This window comes from Corynebacterium freneyi (assembly GCF_030408835.1).
GTDB lineage: Bacteria > Actinomycetota > Actinomycetes > Mycobacteriales > Mycobacteriaceae > Corynebacterium > Corynebacterium freneyi.
On record NZ_CP047357.1, the window covers coordinates 987,635 to 1,005,706 of the forward strand.

An 18,072-nucleotide genomic window follows, 5' to 3' on the forward strand; every position below is an offset into this window, starting at 1 on the left:
GGGATTCTATCGGTCGTCGTGGTCTGCGGGGGAGCCGGGGTGGCGGTCGTCGTGGTGCGCGCCGGGGTGGCGGTCTTCTTCGTAGAGGCGGGCTTCGATGCGTTCGAGGACGCCGGTGAGGTCGTCGAGTTCGCGGCGCAGGTAGTCGCGGGTGACTGCTTCGCCGACGATGGCGCGGACGCCGGCGATTTCGCGGGCGAGGAATTCGGTGTCGGCCTTGGTTTCGGCGGCGCGGCGGCGGTCTTCGTTGACGGAGGCGCGGTCGCGGTCCTCCTGCCGGTTCTGCGCGAGCAGGATCAGCGGCGCGGCGTAGGCGGCCTGGGTGGAAAACGCCAGGTTGAGCAGGATGAACGGGTAGGGGTCCCAGTTCCACCACATGCCGCCGATGTTGAGGGCGATCCAGGCGACGACGATGATCGTCTGAAACGCCAGGTATTTGCCGGTGCCGAGGAATCGGGCGACGCTTTCGGCGACTTCGCCGACGCGGTCGCCGTCGAAGTCGAGGTATTTCTTCCGGCGGGCGACGACGGGCGTGTCCAGCCCGAGGCGCTCCTTGGCGGGCCGTTCGGTGCGGTGGGCGTCCTTCGCCATGGGTTACGCCTCCTTCTTCGTCGTGCCGGTGGTCCGGGTTGCGTTGCTTTGCGACGCCTCCGTGTTGGCGGCAGCGGCCGTGCGGATGCGGCCGGCGGGGCGGATGCCGTCTTCGCGCCAGTCGTCGGGGAGCATGTGGTCGAGCAGGTCGTCGACGCTCAGCGCTCCGAGGAGGTGGCCTTCGTCGTCGATGACCGGCCCGCACACCAGGTTGTAGGTGGCGAAGTACCGTGCGGCGATTTCGTCGTCGTCTTCGGCGTACAGGGGCGGCAGGTCGGGGTCGAGGATGCCGCCGATCTGCGTCGACGGTGGTTCGCGCAGCAGTTTCTGCAGGTGCACGCAGCCGAGGTAACGGCCGGTGGGAGTCGCCGTCGGGGGGCGCACGACGAAGACCATCGACGCCAGCGACGTCGGCAGCTCCGGGTCCCGCGCCCTGGCCAACGCCTCGGCGACGGTGGTGGTGGGCTGGAGGATCAGAGGGTCCGACGTCATCAGACCACCGACGGTGTCGGGTTCGAAGACCATGAGTCGCCGCAGCGCCTGCGACTCCTCGGGGGCCATGAGTTCCAGCAGCACGTCGGCTCGGTTTTCGTCGAGTTCGCCGAGCAGGTCGGCGGCGTCGTCGGGATCCATCTCCTCCAGGATGTCCGCGGCGCGTTCGATGGTGAGGTCTTCCAGGACTTCGGTCTGGTCGTCGTCGGGAAGTTCCTGGATGATGTCGGCGAGCAGTTCGTCGTCAAGCGCCTCTGCGATGCGGCGGCGCCGTTCATTGGACATGTCGGCCATGGCGGAGGCGACGTCGGCGGGGCGCATCTCGTGGAACTCGGCGATGAGCTCGGTGTCGTGGTCGCTGGGTTCCGCGCCGGCGCCGAGGCCGTGGACGTGGTTCCACGGGGCGACGGCGACATCCCGGCGGCCGCGCAACCCCCGTTTCGGGCCGAGCACGGCGACGCGGGTGAGGATCCAGTCGCGGGTGCGGGAGCGTTCCATCTCGACGTCGGTGAGTTCCTGCGGCACGCCGTGCAGGTGCTCCAGGTCGGGGTCGTCGATCTGCACCTTCGCGCCGACGAGGTCGCCGAGCACCGTCGATTCGCCCGGCCGCGCCCGGAATTGCCGCATGGACACCAGGCCGGAGTTGAGCAGGATCTCATTCGGCTCGATGGCGGTGATGCGCCCCATGGGCACGAACACCCTGCGCTTGTCGGTCAGCTGCAGCACCAGCCCCAACGCCCGCGAAGGGGCACCGGAGGGGCGCAGCCGCACGACCACGTCGCGGGCCCGTCCGATGGCGTCGCCGTCGGGGTTGCGGACGATCATCCCCGACAAACGGCCGGCGTACACGCGATCGATTGAAGTCATGGACACAACAATAACCGCCGCGTCGGGGCCGCCGTGATTGGAACAAATTCCGAGGCCGGGCCGTTGAAGGGGGTGGAACGAGCGGGCATCCGCCGACTCACTTCCGTTGGCCGCCAGTCGCCGGCCGACACCGCCCGCAGCCGAGGATCAAAAGGAGCATCACCGTCATGGCCCAGGGCCGCCGCCCCTACGGAAAACCCACCGCCACGCCGCCCGAGGGATGGCCGATCGGAACCTTCACCACGTACGCCGAGGCGCAGGCCGCCGTCGACGAACTGTCCGACCGGGATGAGTTTCCGGTGTCGGATCTGACCATCGTCGGCGTCGACCTCATGCAGGTCGAGCGGGTGGTCGGCCGTCTGACGTGGGGCAAGGTACTCGGCGGAGGAGCGTTGTACGGCGTGTGGATGGGCCTGTTCTTCGGCCTGCTGCTCGGCCTGTTCCAGGAAGACTGGATCGCCCCGCTGATCACCGGCGTCGTCGTCGGCGCGGTGTTCGGCATCATCCTGGCCGCAGTGCCCTACGGCATGCAGAACGGCAAGCGGGACTTCGCGTCGACCACCGAGATCGTCGCAGGCCGGTACGACGTCCTGTGCAACCCCCGCAACGCCGAGAAGGCCCGCGACCTGCTCGCCCAGCGTCGACTGCGGTAGGCGCACCCCACCCCTCCCGCTGCCGCCGTCGCCCGTGCCCGTGCGCGCGGGCATCACGGGCGCGCTGCCGGGGCTGCGGCTGATCGCTTACTGATCCAACACGGCCATCTCCGAACGATCGACGTAGACGTCGTCGTTTTCGTCCATGACGAATCCCGATGCAACGGCATCGCAACCAATGGTGTCGCCCAGGTTGAAGCAGGTGATTCCGCCGACGGTGACGGATTCTCCCGGTTCAAGAAGCTTTGAAGGATTCAGTCCGATGAGCGGGCTCTCCAACATCAGCGCGACCGGAATGAACCGCTCCCGAGGTCCACCGGCGATGAGAAAGTTCAGCGGACCATTGCCGTCAGGTGCATTCGGATATTGCGGGTCGATGGACATCCACCGCCCTTCCCGTCCGGAGTCCAAAAAATCCTGTACGAAACAGTAAACCGCTTGATTCTCCGGATGGATCAGGCAACCGACATCTCGGTTGGAGAATTGAACGTAATGGTCGCCCAGATAATCCGGTGTGCTGTCAGTCCGGAACTCCTCGGGGTCGACGGCGGCCGTTTGAGACCTCCAGTCGGCATCGCCGGATTCCGCATCGGCGTCTGATCCATCGCCGACGCCGCCCCAGCCGGTTTCGGCCCACTGCTGGTAGTCGGTGAAGCGGTCCGCACCGGTGGGGCGTTCGGATGCGTCGCCGTCGGCTTCGGCCAGACCCATTTCCCCGAGGAGCGTGGCGTCGGGACGCACGCCCATGTCCTTCGGCGTGGTCACCGGGGTGTCGTCGGTGACGGCATCGAGGACTTCTTGCTGCGTGGCGGAATCACCGGAGTCGATGCCGATGTCGAGCGTGGTGCCATCGTCGATGTCGATGACGTTGATGGTGTCGATTGTGACGTCGGTTTCGTAGATGGTCACGACGTCGCGCGGTTTGTATCCATCCCAGTTGGCCTTGTCGACTTCCGGAGCGGTGTAGCCGTTCCATGCTTCGGCAAGCGGGTTGCCGCAGGAGCACCGGACGCGGGGCACGCCGTAGGCATCGACCATCACCGCAGTGCCACGCTGCAGCACCGACTGGTACGGCGTTGCCCGTCCATTGTCGTAGCCGTGGTTGGTCACCCACGTGTCCTGGCGCAGGATGGCCGGGGTCAGCGAGTGGACGTAGCGCTCCACGTCGTGGGCGTTGATGCCGATTCCTTCGGCGAACGCGGCGTTGAGGTCGGCGTTGGCGGCCAGGTTGGCGACCAGTTCATCCGCATCACAGACGCTGAGTTCGCCGGACCCTCCGTAGATGTTGGGGTCATCGCCGGCGACGGCGCCTTGAGCGGAGGCACTGACCAGGTTCGAATGGATCGAACCCGCAGCCACGTCCTTGTTGACCGCCGATTCCATGAACGGATTCGGTCCGGGGTCGTCGGTGGAGATGTAGGACATTGCGGCAAGGTTCTTGCCCACGCCGCCAATGAAGAAGACGACGCCGCCGACGACGACGGACAAGACGACGAAGACGACGAGTGCCATCACCGGGCCATTGATGCTGCGCTTCTTCTCGGGCACCGGCCCCGACCCTGGCCAAGCGGTCATGGGCGCCCCATTGAGCGGCCCCCGAGCGCCGGACGATGTGGGGTGCCCGGCAAAACTGCCGGTGTTTGCCGGCGTCGAGTCGAAAACGTCCTCGCCGAAGAAGTCGTCCGGACCCGATCGGGGGTCGGGGCCATTGTCTTCGGGTTGCGGAACATCCCAGGGGTTGTTGCTCATTTCGGTGCCCTAAAACTCGTTGAAGGTGGTCATCACAGCCACTTGTTGCGGCGCAGCAGCCATACCAGGAACGCGACGATCCCGGCCATGATGAGCAGGACGATGTAGTACCCGTACTCCCAATGCAGCTCGGGCATGCGGTCGAAGTTCATGCCGTAGATTCCGGCCAGTGCGGTCGGCACGGCGAGGATGGCGGCGTAGGCGGAAATGGTGCGCATGTCGGTGTTCTGCTGCAGCTGGATCTTCACGGCCGCGGCGTCGATCAGGGCGGACAGACGCTCGTCGAAACCCTGCGCCATGTCGGCGGCGACGAGTTGGTGGTCCAGGACGTCCGACAGGTAGCGGCGGACGGACTTCGGCATCAGCTGGCCGCGCATCGCCATGATGGAGCGCAGCGCCGTCGTCAGCGGGTCGATGGCGTGGCGCATCTCCAGGATCTCGCGCTTGAGGATGTAGATGTCCTCGATCTCCGTGATGTATCCCGGCTCGAAGACGTCGTCTTCCATGTCTTCGACGAGTTCCTCGAGCTGCTGGACGGTGCGCAGGTAGTCGTCGACGAGGTAGTCGGTGATCGCCCACAGCACGCCCGCCGGCCCCGGCTGGATCAGCTCGGGGTCCTCGGCCACGCGTTCGCCGAGGATGCTCAGCGCCTCGCGGGCCATGCCCATGCGGATGGTGATGATGTAGTTGCGCCCCAGCACCATGAGCAGCTGGCCGGTGTTGATCTTCTCGTTTTCGTCTTCCTCCGTGCCGTCCGGGTTGTAGTGGACGGAACGGATGACGAAAACCATGTGGTCGTCGTGAATCTCGACCTTCGGGCGCTGCCGCTGCGTCAGGGCGTCCTCGACGGTGAGCTCGTGGAGGCCGTACTCCTCGGCGATGGCGTCCATCTGCACCGCGTTCGGCCGTGACAGCGACAGCCACACGAAACCTTCGCCGCGGTTGCGGACCTCTTCGAGTGCGCTGCGGTGGTCGAATTGCCCCGGCAGGCGGTGCCCGTTGACGTAGACGCCGCAGTCGCGCATCGCGTCCTGCGCCGGCTCGAATGCTTTGCGACGATTCGTCCGCGGAGTCGGCCGGGGGGACGAGGGCACTGGGACCTCCTACGTGGGTAATCTGGCGGCGTATTGCCGATTGACGGAAGCGAAGTGGTGAAGGCCGTGAGCGGTGCCGCGAAGATGACGGAGGTCCGGCGCATCGGAATGAGCTTACGACGCGACCGGCGGTATCGCCGAACGGGTCAAGCACGGGGGGCAATGCGCATGCGGGGTGCGGAGTCGACGGGGACGTCGACGGCAAGACTGCCGGTGATGCTGTCGGCGACGCTGGCGACGACCCTGGTGCTGGCCGGCTGCGCGTCCCAGGACCCCGCCGTGCCCGTGCCCGCCGAACAGTCCGAGCCGGTCGTCGTCGGCGCCGACGCGCGCATCGCCCAGCAGGCCGTCATGGCCGAGGTGTACGCCGGCGCGCTGGAACGGCGTGGTCGGGAAGCCGCGCCGGTCGTCGAGGTGCCCGCCGACGAACGGATGCTGGCCGTGCAGTCGGGGACCGTGACGCTGTCGTTCGGCTGCACCGGCGAACTGCTGGGGCTCATCGACCCGGCGACCGCCCGCGAACTCGCCGAGGAATACCTCGCCGACGACGACCCCGGCAAGGCCCTGTCCGCCGAATGGCGCGACCGCGTCTACGGCGCCATGTCGGCGGCGCTGCCCGGCGAAATCATGGCCACCGACCCGTCCAACGCGCAGGGCTGCGGCCGCGAGGACGGACTCGACGAGGACGAGGCGGCCGCACTCGAAGCACGCGTGGACGAGGACCCCGGCGCCGTGCTGCCGCAGCACATCGTGCCCTTCTACCTCAAGCCGGCGCTTACGAGGGCCGATCGCGTCAACGTCCTCAACCGCGTCGCCGGGTCGCTGTCGACCGAAGAACTCGACGACCTGACCACCCGCGTCACCGCGGGGGAAAACCCGTCGGAGATCGCCGCCGAATGGCTCGACACCTCCCGATTCACCACCGGGTAGACGCCGGGGGAGGGGCGTCGTCAAGCAAATCGCGCACAGCCCAACCGGACATGCGGAAGGCCCCCGCCCCGACCCGATGGTCGGAAGCGGGGGCCTCGTCAAACCCTGATGCGCGGGCGGCCTACTTGAAGGCCTCCTCGAGCAGAGCCTTCTGTTCCATGGCGTGAACCTTCGCCACACCCGTCGCCGTCGACGACTGGGCGCGACGCGACACGCGGGTCAGCTTCGGCATGTCCGGCAGGACCTCCGGCAGACCCAGCGCCAGGAACGGCCACGGACCCTGGTTCGCCGGCTCGTCCTGGACGAAGCGAACCTCGGTGGCGTTCGGGTAGTTGTCGAACGCGTCCCGCAGACGGTTGAACGGGATCGGGTGCAGCATCTCCAGACGGACGATGGCGACGTCGTCGCGCTTGTCCTTCTGGCGCTTCTTCTCCAGCTCCCAGTACAGCTTGCCCGACACCAGCAGGATCGTCTTGACCTTGTCCTTGTCGCCCTGCCCGGACTCGAAGTACTGGTCGTCGATGACCGACTTGAACTTCTTCTGCTCGGTGAACGCCTCCACCGGCGACACCGCGGCCTTGTTGCGCAGCATCGACTTCGGGGTGAAGACGATCAGCGGACGGTGCAGGTCCGACAGCGCGTGGCGGCGCAACAGGTGGAAGTAGTTCGCCGGGTCCGACGGCTGGGCGACGGTGTACGAACCCTCGGCCGCCAGCTGCAGGAAACGCTCGATGCGGGCGGAGGAGTGGTCCGGGCCCTGGCCTTCGTAGCCGTGCGGCAGCAGCAGGATCAGCTTCGAGGTCTGGCCCCACTTCGCCTCACCGGAGGAGATGTACTGGTCGATGATGGTCTGCGCACCGTTGGCGAAGTCGCCGAACTGCGCCTCCCACGCGACGACCGCGTCCGGGTTGCCCAGCGTGTAGCCGTACTCGTAACCCATGGCGGCGTACTCGGTCAGCGCCGAGTTGTACACCATGAAACGGCCGCCGTTGCCCTGCGACTCGGCGTAGGCGTTGACCGGGTTGTACTCGGCGCCGGTGTTCGGGTCGATGAGGACCGCGTGGCGCTGGGTGAAGGTGCCGCGGCGGACATCCTCGCCCGCCAGGCGGACGGTGCGGCCGGCGCCGGCGAGCGAACCGAACGCCAGCAGCTCCGCGAAGCCCCAGTCGATGCCGCCTTCCTTCGCGGCCTCGGCGCGCTTCTTGGCCACCGGGGCGACGCGCGAGTGCGCGGTGAAGCCCTCGGGGAGGTTGACGTGCGCGTTGCCGATGGCCTGCAGCTCGACCTTGTCGATGCTGGTGTCCAGGCCGTGCGGCAGCGGCTGGGAGCCGGTGATGCCGGTCTGCTCGCCCGGGCCACCGCGCTCGGCGGCGCGGACCTCGTTGAACACGGCCTCCATCTGGTCGTGGAAGTCGCGGCGGGCGGCCTCGGCCTCTTCCTCGGACAGGTCGCCGCGGCCGATGAGGTCCTCGGTGTAGGCGGCGCGCACGCCCTCCTTGGCGTCGATGACGTCGTACATCGCCGGCTGGGTCATCGACGGGTCATCGGCCTCGTTGTGGCCGCGCTTGCGGTAGCAGACGAGGTCGATGACGACGTCCTTGCCGTAGCGGTTGCGGTACTCGACGGCCAGCTGGCCGACCCACACGACGGCCTCCGGGTCGTCGCCGTTGACGTGGAAGACCGGGCAGCCGTAGGCCTTGGCCAGGTCGGTGGCGTAGTACGACGAACGCGAGGAGTCGGGGGAGGTGGTGAAGCCGATCTGGTTGTTCACCACGATGTGGACGGTGCCGCCGACCTTGTAGCCGCGCAGGGCCATCAGGTTCAGGGACTCCTGGACGATGCCCAGGCCCGCGAACGCCGCGTCGCCGTGGAGCAGCATCGGCATGACCGAGTAGCCCTCTTCGCCGCGGTCGATGATGTCCTGCTTGGCGCGCGCCAGGCCCACGACGACCGGGTTGACGGCCTCGAGGTGGGACGGGTTGGCGGTCAGGGTGATGTCGATCTCGCCGTCGCCGAACATCTGGATGTGGCGGCCCTCGGTGCCCAGGTGGTACTTCACGTCACCGGAGCCGCCGGCCTGGGCCGGGTCCATGTTGCCCTCGAACTCGGTGAAGATCTGCGACAGGGGCTTGCCGACGATGTTGGCCAGCACGTTGAGACGGCCACGGTGCGGCATGCCGATGACGACCTCGTCGAGGCCCTGTCCGGCCGCGGTGTCGATGGCGGCGTCCATCAGCGGGATCAGCGACTCGGCGCCCTCGAGGGAGAATCGCTTCTGGCCGATGTACTTGGTCTGCAGGAAGTTCTCGAACGCCTCGGCGGCGTTGAGCTTCTGCAGGATGTACTTCTGCTCGGCGTGCGTCGGGCGGGGCTGGCCGCCCTCGATGCGGTCCTGCAGCCACTCGCGCTCGTCGGCGTCGAGGATGTGGGTGTACTCGGAACCGACCTTGAGGCAGTAGGCGTTGCGCAGGCGGATGAGCACCTCGCGCAGGGTCATGCGCTCCTTGCCGCCGAAGCCGCCGACGTTGAACGTGCGGTCGTAGTCCCACAGCGACAGGCCGTGGGTGGCGATGTCGAGGTCGCGGTGGTCGGGGGTGATGATGTTCGGGTGGTCGAAGTGCAGCGGGTCGATGTCCGCGAGCAGGTGACCGCGCTGGCGGTAGGCCTCGATGAGGCGCATGACGCGGGTGTTCTTGTCGACGCCGACGTTCGGGATGTCCTGCGCCCAGCGGACCGGGGTGTAGGGCACGCCCATGTCCTCGAAAATCTGGTCCCAGAACTTGTCGTCGACGAGCAGCTGCGACATGGTGCGCAGGAACTCGCCGGACTCCGCACCCTGGATGATTCGGTGGTCGTAGGTCGAGGTGATGGTCACCAGCTTGCCGACGCCCAGCTCGGCGAGACGGTCGGCGGAGGCGCCGGCGAACTCGGCGGGGTAATCCATGGAGCCGACGCCGATGATGGCGCCCTGGCCCTTGGTCAGGCGGGGCACGGAGTGGCGGGTGCCGATGCCGCCCGGGTTGGTCAGCGAAATGGTGACGCCGGAGAAGTCCTTGCCGGTCAGCTTGCCGTTGCGGGCGCGGACGACGATGTCCTCGTAGGCGTCGACGAACTCCTTGAACGACAGCGTCTCGCATTCGCGGATGGCCGCGACGACGAGGGCGCGGGAGCCGTCCTTGTTCTGCATGTCGATGGCCAGGCCCAGGTTGATGTGCTCCGGGACGACGAGCGTCGGCTTGCCGTCGACGACGTCGTAGGAGTTGTTCATGTCCGGGTGGGCCATGACTGCCTTGATCATCGCGTAGCCGATGATGTGGGTGAAGGAGATCTTGCCGCCGCGGGTGCGCTTGAGCTGGTCGTTGACCAGGGTGCGGTTTTCGAACATGAGGCGGGCGGGCATGTCGCGGACCGACGTGGCCGTCGGGACCTCCAGCGAGATGTCCATGTTCTTGGCGATGGCCTTGCCGATGCCGCGCAGGGCGGTCTTGCCGGCCTCGGGGGCCTCGGCGGCCGCGGCGATGTCCATGGGGGACTTCTTCGCCCGGATCGGGGAGGCCTTCTGCGGGGTGCCGGTCGGCTCCGGTCCCTTCGACGGGCGGCGGCCGGTTTCCCTGGCCTCGGCCTCGGTGGCGGCTGCGGGCTTGGCCATCGGCGCCGGATCCTGCGGGTTGTTGCGCGGGGTCGCGGAGCCGACGCGGCTGGCGGCCGACAGGTCCGAACCGGAGGCGTTCTTGGTGAAGTAATCGCGCCATTCCGGGTCGACGGAATCGGGATCCTTCTTGAACTGCTGGAACATCTCGTCGACCAGCCACTCGTTCTGGCCGAAGCTCATGTCGCTGCTCACGGCAGGTACTCGCCTCATTTCATGTTGATTGCATCTGCGCGTTGACTGCGGAGTTTTTGGAGTCAATCAAGGATAACGGTTGTTGTCCCGTTCCTCCACGTCCGCCGCCCCTTTATGGTACGTGTCCCAAAGCCGAGCGTAGGGGCCGCCCGCCGCCAGTAGAGCGGCGTGAGCCCCGTCTTCGATGATGCGACCATTTTCGATCACCAAAATTCTGTCGGCGCGGGCTGCGGTGGCGAGTCGGTGGGCGACGATGACCGAGGTGCGGCGGCATGTGGCGCGGTCGGCGGCGGCGAGGAACGTCGCTTCGGTGGCGGGGTCGAGGGTGGCGGTGGCTTCGTCGAGAAGCAGCAGCGCGGGGTCGACCATTTCGGCGCGGGCCAGGGCGATGAGTTGGCGTTGGCCGGACGACAGACCGCGTCCGCGTTCGTTGACGGGGTGGGTGAAGCCGCCGGGGATGGCGGCGATGGCGGTCAGTGCGCCGACGCGGCGGGCGGCGTCGGTGATGGCGTCTTCGTCGGCGTCGGGGCGGCCGTAGGCGATGTTCGATGCGATGGTGCCGTGGAACAGGTGGGGTTCCTGGGGCACGTAGCCGAGGGTGGCGCGCCATTGTTCGAGGGGGAATTCGCGGATGTCGGTGCCCGAGGCGCGCACGGCGCCGGACACGGGGTCGTGGAAGCGGGCCAGGAGCTTGACGACGGTCGACTTCCCCGCACCGGTGGATCCGACCACGGCGACCGTTTGCCCGGCGGGGATGTGGAGGTCGAGTCCGTCGAGCACGGTCGGCGGGAGGGAGGTGGGGGCGGTGGTGTCGGCTTCCTCGGTGGAGTCGATGGTCGCACCGGATCCTGCATCGGTCTTTCGGCCGGTGGTCGCGTCGCCGTCGGAGGCGTCGGAGTCTGCGGGGGCGTAGCGGAAGGTGACGTCGTCGAGTGCGACGTCGCCGGCGGCGGCCGCCCGGGCTCCGTCGCGGGCGCCATCGTCGGCGACGGTCGGTTCGGTGCCCAACAGGTCGGAGATGCGGGTCAGGCCGACGCGCGCTTGCTGGTAGCCGTCGAAAACCTGGGACAGCTGCTGGATGGGGCCGAACATCATGCCCAGGTACAGGGTGAACGCGATGAGCACGCCGGCGGTGGTGGCGCCCTCGGCGACCTGGGTGGCGCCGACGAAGAGCACGGCGGCGGTGGTCAGTTCGGCGATGAGGTTGATGCCGGGGAAGAAGACGCTCACGGCGGCCTGGGCGCGGATGCGCAGGCGGCGGTAGCGGTCGGACTGGCGGGCGAAGGACCGTTCGACGTCGGCGACGCGGTGGTGCATCTGGATGGCGCGCAGGCCGCCGATGGTCTCCTGGAAGTCGGCGTTGACGGTGGAGACCTGTTCGCGGGCGGCGGCGTAGAGCTTCGACGAAATCGACCGGAAGACCGCCGTGGCCACCGCGACGATCGGCAGCGCCAGCAGCGCCACCCCGGCGAGCGTGACGTTGGTGGCCAGCAGCATGCCGGCGACGCCCAGGAGGGTGGACAGGGCGATGATGCCCTGGGCGACGCCGGTTTGCAGGAAGGACGACAGGGCGTCGATGTCGGTGGTCATCCGTGTCATGATGCGTCCCGACCGTTGACGTTCGAAGTAGTCCAGTCCCAGCGAATGCAGGTGGCGGAAGGACCGGACGCGCAGCGCGTAGAGCAGGCGTTCGCCGGTGCGGGAGGTCAGCACGGTCGTGGCGGCGATGGCGATGAAGCTCACGGCCACCACGCCCAGGCCGGCTGCGGCGGCGAGCCAGAGGGTGGTTTCGTCGCCGGCGGACACGCCGTCGTCGATGGCCCAGCGCACGAGCATGGGGAACGCGAGGTCCGCGGCGGTGGTCACCAGCAGCAGTGCGACGACGGCGAGAATGAGCATCCGTGCGTTGGACAGCAGGTTCGGCAGGCTGAACGGCCGCGAGTCGTCGAGGGCGGAGGCGGCGATGCGGGGTTCTTCGTCGGCAGGGGGCAGGGCGGCGATGCGGTCGAGGAGGTCCTGGGTGACCGGGGCGTTCATCATCGCGGCCCCCATGCCGCCGCCCATCCCGCGATGGCCGCCGCCCCGGCCGCCCCCGCCGCTTGCGCCCATCGCACCGCCTGCGCCGCCACCGCTCATTCCGGCTCCCGCGCCCGTTGCCGAGATCACGCGGTCGGACCCGACGCCTGCATCGGCCTCGGTCTTCGCCGTCGGCCACAGCACCGCCCGGTCGGGTTCCGCGGCGTCGGGTGCATCGATGACCAGGGGATCGGCGTCGCCGTCGCGTTCGGCGTCGAGCGCGGCGCGGGCGCGGGCGCGGTCGTCGTCGGACAGGTCCATCAGGTCGGCGAATCCGGGGTGGCCGGCGAGAAGTTCGTCGCGCGTGCCGTAGCCGGTGACGCGCCCGCCGTCGAGGACGAGGATGCGGTCGGCCAACTCCAGGGTGGAGGAACGGTGGGCGACGACGACCGTGGTGATGTCCCCGTAACGGGTGCGCAGCGCCCCGAAGATGAGGGCTTCGGTGGCGGCGTCGATGGCGGAGGTCGCGTCGTCGAGCACCAGGATCCGCGGCCGGGCGAGCAGAGCACGGGCGAGGGCGACGCGCTGGCGTTGGCCGCCGGACAGGTTGTGGCCGCGCTCGCCGATGGCGGTGTCCCACCCGGCGGGCAGCTGGTCGACGAACGTCACCTGCGCATCCTCGGCGACGGCCTCGATTTCCGCGTCGGTGGCGTCGGGTTTGGCCAGCGCGATGTTGTCGCGCAGCGTCCCCGAACGCAGGAACGGCTCATCGGGCACGACCGTGATCGCGCCGCGCACGTCGTCGGCGGTGGCCAGGGCGATGTCCGCGGCCCCGGCGTCCTCCTTGCTTGACGACGACCCGCCCACGATCTCGATCGACCCGGAATCGGCGACGTAAAAACGCCCCAGCAACTCCGTCAGGATCGTCTTTCCCGCCCCCGGCGGCCCCACCAGCGCCAGGGTCGAACCGGCGGGGACGTCCACGTCGACGTCGTCAAGCAAAGTGCGCCCGCCCCGAGAATGCGTCACTCCCCGCAACCGCAGCCCCACCGGCCCCGCCGGCACGGCAACCGGGTCGTCGGGGTCGGGATGATCCGGCACCGACTCGATGACCTCGCCGACGCGATCGATGCTCGCCGCCGTGAGCTGCAACGAAATGATCATCGTCGACACCATGCGGGACAAGGCCGTCAACGTCGTCAAATACGTGGCGAACGCCACGAACGTGCCCACGGTGATCGAACCCCGCAACGCCAACCAACCGCCCACCGCGATGTTGACCACCAACGACACCTGCGGCAAAGCCTGCAACGCCGGCTGAAACCGCGCGTTGAGCTTCGCCGACCGCATCCGCAACGCATACAACGACCGCGACAACGCATCCAGCCGCGCCACCTCACGCGACGACTGCGCGAACGCCTTGACCACCCGCACGCCCGAGACGGTCTCCTCCACGTGCGTCGCGACGTCCGCCGCCTTCTGCTGCGCCGTCCACGTCGCCGCATACAGCGCCGAGCGGGACTTCACCGCGACCGCCACCACCAGCGGAATCACCGCCAGGCCCACCACCGTCAACGGCAGGGAAAGCATGAGCATCACGCCGATGGTCAACACGATCTTGACCACCGCCCCCAACGTCAACGGCAACATCGCGAGCATCCCCTGAATGCCCTGCAAATCCGAGATCGCCCGCGAAACGACCTGGCCCGTGCGCACCCGGTCCTGCGCCGGGCCGTCCAGCGCCTGCAACGAACGCAGCAGCCGCACCCGCAAATCATGCTGGACGTCAAGCGACAGCAGCCCCGCGGTAAACCGGCGCACCACCTGCGTGAGGAACCGAGCCACGCCCACGCCCACGAACACCGCGATCACCGCAGCCAGCGGTGCCAGGCCGGGCAGCAGCGCGGTGGAGGCGCCACCATCGCCCTGACCCGTCGCGACGTCGATCGCATCGCGCGTCAACAGCGGGATCACCGTCTCCAAAGCGACGAGCAACACCGTCGCGACGACCACCGCCGCCAACGGCCCCGGATGCCGAAGACACGAACGCCAGATCACGCGCGCCGGGTGGGTCCCGGGTGCGGCGGCGGGACCCGGCACCTAAGCCTCGGGGCTCTTGTCGGAGGAGCCGCCCTTGCCCGTGTCATCGTCCTTGCCGCCGATCCACCCGAACGACAACGGAAGCTTCGGCAGGGAGAACTGGGCCTTTGCGAGGTCGTCGTCGGAAAGCGCGAACTCCTCCGGCCACGACGCCGGAATCGGACCAAGCGCCAGACGCGCCCGCTCCATCAACTTCTTGGCGATCTTGCGATTCGCCCCCGCGCCCACGAACGCGCCGATGCCCATCGGCATCAACTTGCCGATCATCGCCATCCGCGCCGACTTCGCGAGGCGCTTCTGCGCCTGCTTGATCATCATCTTGTTCAGCCCGCCCAACTGCGGGACGCCCAAACGCGCGATCAGCGACGCCGCCGGGTCCTTCGCCGGGGCCTGCTTCCGCAGCGGCTCATCGCCCATCGCCGCCGCGACCAGCGCCGTGCCCGACGCACCCATCAACGTGACCAGCACCAGACTGCGGCGCCGCTCCTCCTCGCCGATGCTGATGCCCCGCAGCGACGCCGACGCCAGCGTGTACCAGGCGGCGATCTCGAGGAAGACAACCGACTCCAACGCCACCGCGCCGAGACCCGTGACGAAACCGACGCCCGGAACGACCGCCGCACCGCCCGCCGCGCCACCGGAGCCGGTGACCAGCGCCAGGAAGTGATCGTCGATGCGCTTCTGGATCTGCGCCGGAGTCTCGTCCGGCTTGCGCGCGTGGAGCTGCCGGACGTAGCCCGTGATCGCCGAGGTCTGCCAGCCCATCGCGGTGTCCAGCGAACGGATCAGGAGGCGGCCGGCGATGCCCGTCTCGTCCTGCAGCTTCTTCGGGTCCGAGCCGACGGCGTCGGTGACGAAACCGCCGTCGCGCGGGGCGCTGTCGAGGCCGACGGGGCCGTCGCCGTTGGCGTCGTCTGTGGTGCGGGGCTTGGTCTTCGTGGCGTCGCCGTTCTTGCCGAAGAATCCGAACATGTGGCGTCCTTCCTGGTCGTCGGCCATCAACCGCCGAGAATCGACTGTTGGCTGCCGGAATTGGTCTACCGGTTGCCGACGGTCGCCGGGGGTTATCGACCTGATTCTATCCGCATCGGCGATTCGCGGGACCCATTGGTGAGTGCCGTTACCCAACTGTGTCGTTGTTCATCCCGTGTGTCCATCCATCCCGTGTGTCGATCCACCGCATGTATCCATCCACCGCGTGTGGCGATGCACCGCGTGTGTCCATCCACCCCGTGTGGTGATCCATCCCGTGTGCCGATCCACCCCGGGTGTCGATCCATCCCGTGTGCCCCCGGGATTCTCGGCCCACTCCGGTTTCCCTGTTCGGCCGCCTCGTCTGGCCCCGGATTCTCGGCCCACTTCACTTCCTCGCGGTCTGCGGCGCACTCGACGGCGCTCAATGGCGTCCTGGCGGGGTAACAAGTTTGCTATCGCACAAAACGGGACATTGTCGTTGGCTTCGACCTGGGGTTTTGCGGGTGTCGGCTGTCCCGTTTTGTGCGACCTCGCGGGATTCTGGGGCGGGAGTGACTGGGGTGGGTGCGGTGGCTGCAGTGGTGGCGGTGGTCGGGTTGGGTGCGGTGGCTGCAGTGGTGGCGGTGGCCGGGTTGCGTGCGGTGGCTGGGGTGGCCTGCGCAGGCTGTCCCTAGGCTGGAGGCATGCGCACGGCGAGAGGTGGACTGTCATGACCGACGGAACCGACGGAATCGACGGAACTGTTCCGGCCAACACGGGTCCGGTGCCCGAGCCGGCGCGGGAGTATGCGCGGACTCTCGCCGAAATCCCGCGGCTCACCGCCGAGGTCAATGCTCACGACGGCGCGCGCTGGTGGGCGGGCGAAGACGCGCGGACGTTGCTTGCCGACGACGGCGATTTCCTGCGCGCCCGAATCGACGCCGGCCGGGCGTTGTTCCCGATGCCCGATGCCGCGGCGAAGGGTCCCGACGGCGCGGGCGACCAGAGGTTCCAAACGCAGCTGTGGTGGTATTCGACGTGCAATTCGTGGTTGGGCCCGGCGGCGGCGTCGATTGTGGTGCAGGGCCGGGCGCCGTCGGCCGAGTGGGCGGGGTTGACGGTCTTCGAGCGCGACGACTACTGGCTGGGCTTCGCCTCCGACTCCTTCGTGGATGTGGGCGCCGACGACGGCGTCGAGCCCGGCGACCCGGCCATGGCCGACGCGGTGCGGGCCTACGGGCGGGCGCTGGGGGAACTGGTGGCGCCGGTCGTCGCGGCGATGGAGGAGGAGTTGGGGGTGCGGCCGGCGCCTTCGTGGGCGATCGTCGCCGATGGCCTGGCGGGCGCCGCGGTCGCCGCGGGCAATGAGGTGATGGAGCCGTGGGCGGGTGCGCTGATCGGCGCGTGGCTGGTGGAGGGCTTGGGCGAGGTGGCGCGGGTGCCGGCGCCGCGTTTCGTCGACGTCGTCGCCGGCGCGGGGGCGGATGGCGTGGTGGCCACGGATTTGGCGGCTGCGGCGGATGGGGCGGTTGCGGACTTTGACGTCGTCACGCATGTGGAGCGGTCGTCGTGTTGCATGATTTTCCACTGTCCGGACGCTGACTTGTGCGTGTCGTGTCCGCGTCGGTCGGCGGAGGAGCGGCGTGCGTTGTGGGCGGGTGCATGAGCGGGGCCGCGCCGGGCGTGTGACGGGGTGGTTTTGGTGGCGGCGGGGGCGGCGGGTTGTCGCTACGATGGCGGTCGTGCCGCGGCCGGTGTTCGGGCGTTGGGCTGACGTCGATTGAGGGAAGGGTCCCAGTCATGAGCTTCTTCGAGGATATTGCCGCGGCGCTGGATCGCGAGGACATCGAGAGCCGGGTTAACGGTGACACCTTGTTCGTGCCCATCACCTTGGATTTGGAGGTCCAGTTCGTCACGATCGACGAGGATTTGCCGGCGGCGGAGGTGTATGTCGCGGCGGCGGACGTCGATTCGGATGATGACGATTTCGAGGCCGTGTTGGTGTCGGTCGTGTTCTCGGTGGAGGATGCGGTCGATGCGGTGGCGCATCATGTGGCGACGGATCGGGTGGTGGCGTTGCTGCGCACGCTGCTTGATGGTGACGACGATCGCGTGTCGGATCTGGAGTTCGAGCAGGATCCGGAGGAGGCGACGTTGGTGTCGGCGGAGGTGGGGGAGTCGTCGGTGCTGCAGGTGTTGGTGTCGGCGAATGACAATGATCCGGTGGCGCATGTGCGGTTCATTGCGCAGGACGAAAATCTGGATGAAATCGTCGATCAGGCGATTGCGGAGTTTTGGGATTCGGATACGGAGACGATTCTCACGGATGAGGATCGTCGGAAGATGTTCGCCGACCTGTATGCGGATGCCGCGAGCTTGCGCAATGAGGTTTTGACGTTGGGGTCGTTCCGGGATTTCGACAAGTTGTTGGATGTGTTGTCGCTGGCCGCGGATCGTGCCGAGGAGTGGGAGGATCAGCTCGCGCCGGTGGAGGATGGTTTCGCGGAGTCGTTGTACGAGTCGTACCGGGATGGGGACGACTGGGACGATGACGATGATTACGACGACAATGACGAAGACGACTTCGATGACGACGACGACTTCGACGATGATGAGCTTGACGACGATGACCTCGAGGGCGAGGAGTCTGAGGATGATGGCGACGAGGACGACTCCGACTCGGATGACGACGAAGACGACTCCGACGATGATGATGACTCGGACGACGCGGATGACGAGAAGTAGTCGCGTGTAGCGCGTATCGAGGAAGCGGGGCACTGGC

Annotated in this window: 11 protein-coding genes; 4 read left to right on the plus strand and 7 right to left on the minus strand. The window is 67.9% G+C overall.

Annotation, left to right across the window (positions count from 1 at the left end):
* Positions 1–6: 6 nt before the first annotated feature.
* Together CFREN_RS04580 and CFREN_RS04585 are read right to left on the minus strand one after the other, a co-directional pair.
* Positions 7–591 carry a DUF1003 domain-containing protein gene (locus CFREN_RS04580; RefSeq protein ID WP_070523644.1) on the minus strand — a complete coding sequence of 195 codons (585 nt, stop codon included), beginning with the start codon at positions 589–591 and terminating at the stop codon, positions 7–9.
* Positions 592–594: 3 nt separating this feature from the next.
* Positions 595–1,950: a magnesium transporter MgtE N-terminal domain-containing protein gene (locus tag CFREN_RS04585; RefSeq protein WP_083291727.1), complete on the minus strand. Its 1,356-nt coding sequence runs from the start codon at positions 1,948–1,950 to the stop codon at positions 595–597.
* A 167-nt stretch (positions 1,951–2,117) separates the two neighbouring features.
* Between CFREN_RS04585 and CFREN_RS04590 the strand changes: the two genes are divergently transcribed.
* Entirely contained in the window at positions 2,118–2,603 is a 486-nt protein-coding gene (locus tag CFREN_RS04590) for a YflT domain-containing protein (RefSeq protein WP_070523640.1), read from the plus strand.
* 87 nt (positions 2,604–2,690) lie between these two features.
* On the opposite strand, the gene CFREN_RS04595 is transcribed toward CFREN_RS04590, so the two are convergent.
* Positions 2,691–4,178 carry a DUF6777 domain-containing protein gene (locus CFREN_RS04595; RefSeq protein WP_209653524.1) on the minus strand — a complete coding sequence of 496 codons (1,488 nt, stop codon included), beginning with the start codon at positions 4,176–4,178 and terminating at the stop codon, positions 2,691–2,693.
* A 206-nt stretch (positions 4,179–4,384) separates the two neighbouring features.
* Complete coding sequence (locus CFREN_RS04600; RefSeq protein WP_246580179.1) at positions 4,385–5,446, minus strand: magnesium and cobalt transport protein CorA; 1,062 nt, start codon at positions 5,444–5,446, stop codon at positions 4,385–4,387.
* Between the two features lie 162 nt (positions 5,447–5,608).
* Between CFREN_RS04600 and CFREN_RS04605 the strand changes: the two genes are divergently transcribed.
* Entirely contained in the window at positions 5,609–6,376 is a 768-nt protein-coding gene (locus CFREN_RS04605; RefSeq protein ID WP_209653522.1) for a type 2 periplasmic-binding domain-containing protein, read from the plus strand.
* Between the two features lie 121 nt (positions 6,377–6,497).
* Here the strand turns inward: CFREN_RS04605 and CFREN_RS04610 are convergent, their stop codons facing one another.
* From CFREN_RS04610 to CFREN_RS04620, 3 genes are all read right to left on the minus strand, one after another.
* On the minus strand, positions 6,498–10,220 hold the full coding sequence (locus CFREN_RS04610; RefSeq protein WP_209653519.1) for a multifunctional oxoglutarate decarboxylase/oxoglutarate dehydrogenase thiamine pyrophosphate-binding subunit/dihydrolipoyllysine-residue succinyltransferase subunit: 3,723 nt from the start codon (positions 10,218–10,220) through the stop codon (positions 6,498–6,500).
* 66 nt (positions 10,221–10,286) lie between these two features.
* On the minus strand, positions 10,287–14,294 hold the full coding sequence (locus CFREN_RS04615; RefSeq protein WP_246580180.1) for an ABC transporter ATP-binding protein: 4,008 nt from the start codon (positions 14,292–14,294) through the stop codon (positions 10,287–10,289).
* 42 nt (positions 14,295–14,336) lie between these two features.
* The gene (locus CFREN_RS04620) at positions 14,337–15,308 is read right to left on the minus strand and encodes a hypothetical protein (protein WP_209653515.1); all 972 of its coding nucleotides are present in this window, start codon (positions 15,306–15,308) and stop codon (positions 14,337–14,339) included.
* A gap of 712 nt (positions 15,309–16,020) precedes the next feature.
* Here CFREN_RS04620 and CFREN_RS04625 point away from each other — a divergent pair.
* Both CFREN_RS04625 and CFREN_RS04630 read left to right on the plus strand, forming a co-directional pair.
* On the plus strand, positions 16,021–16,956 hold the full coding sequence (locus tag CFREN_RS04625) for a (2Fe-2S)-binding protein (protein ID WP_209653513.1): 936 nt from the start codon (positions 16,021–16,023) through the stop codon (positions 16,954–16,956).
* Positions 16,957–17,090: 134 nt separating this feature from the next.
* On the plus strand, positions 17,091–18,035 hold the full coding sequence (locus tag CFREN_RS04630; protein WP_209653511.1) for a hypothetical protein: 945 nt from the start codon (positions 17,091–17,093) through the stop codon (positions 18,033–18,035).
* Positions 18,036–18,072 lie beyond the last annotated feature (37 nt).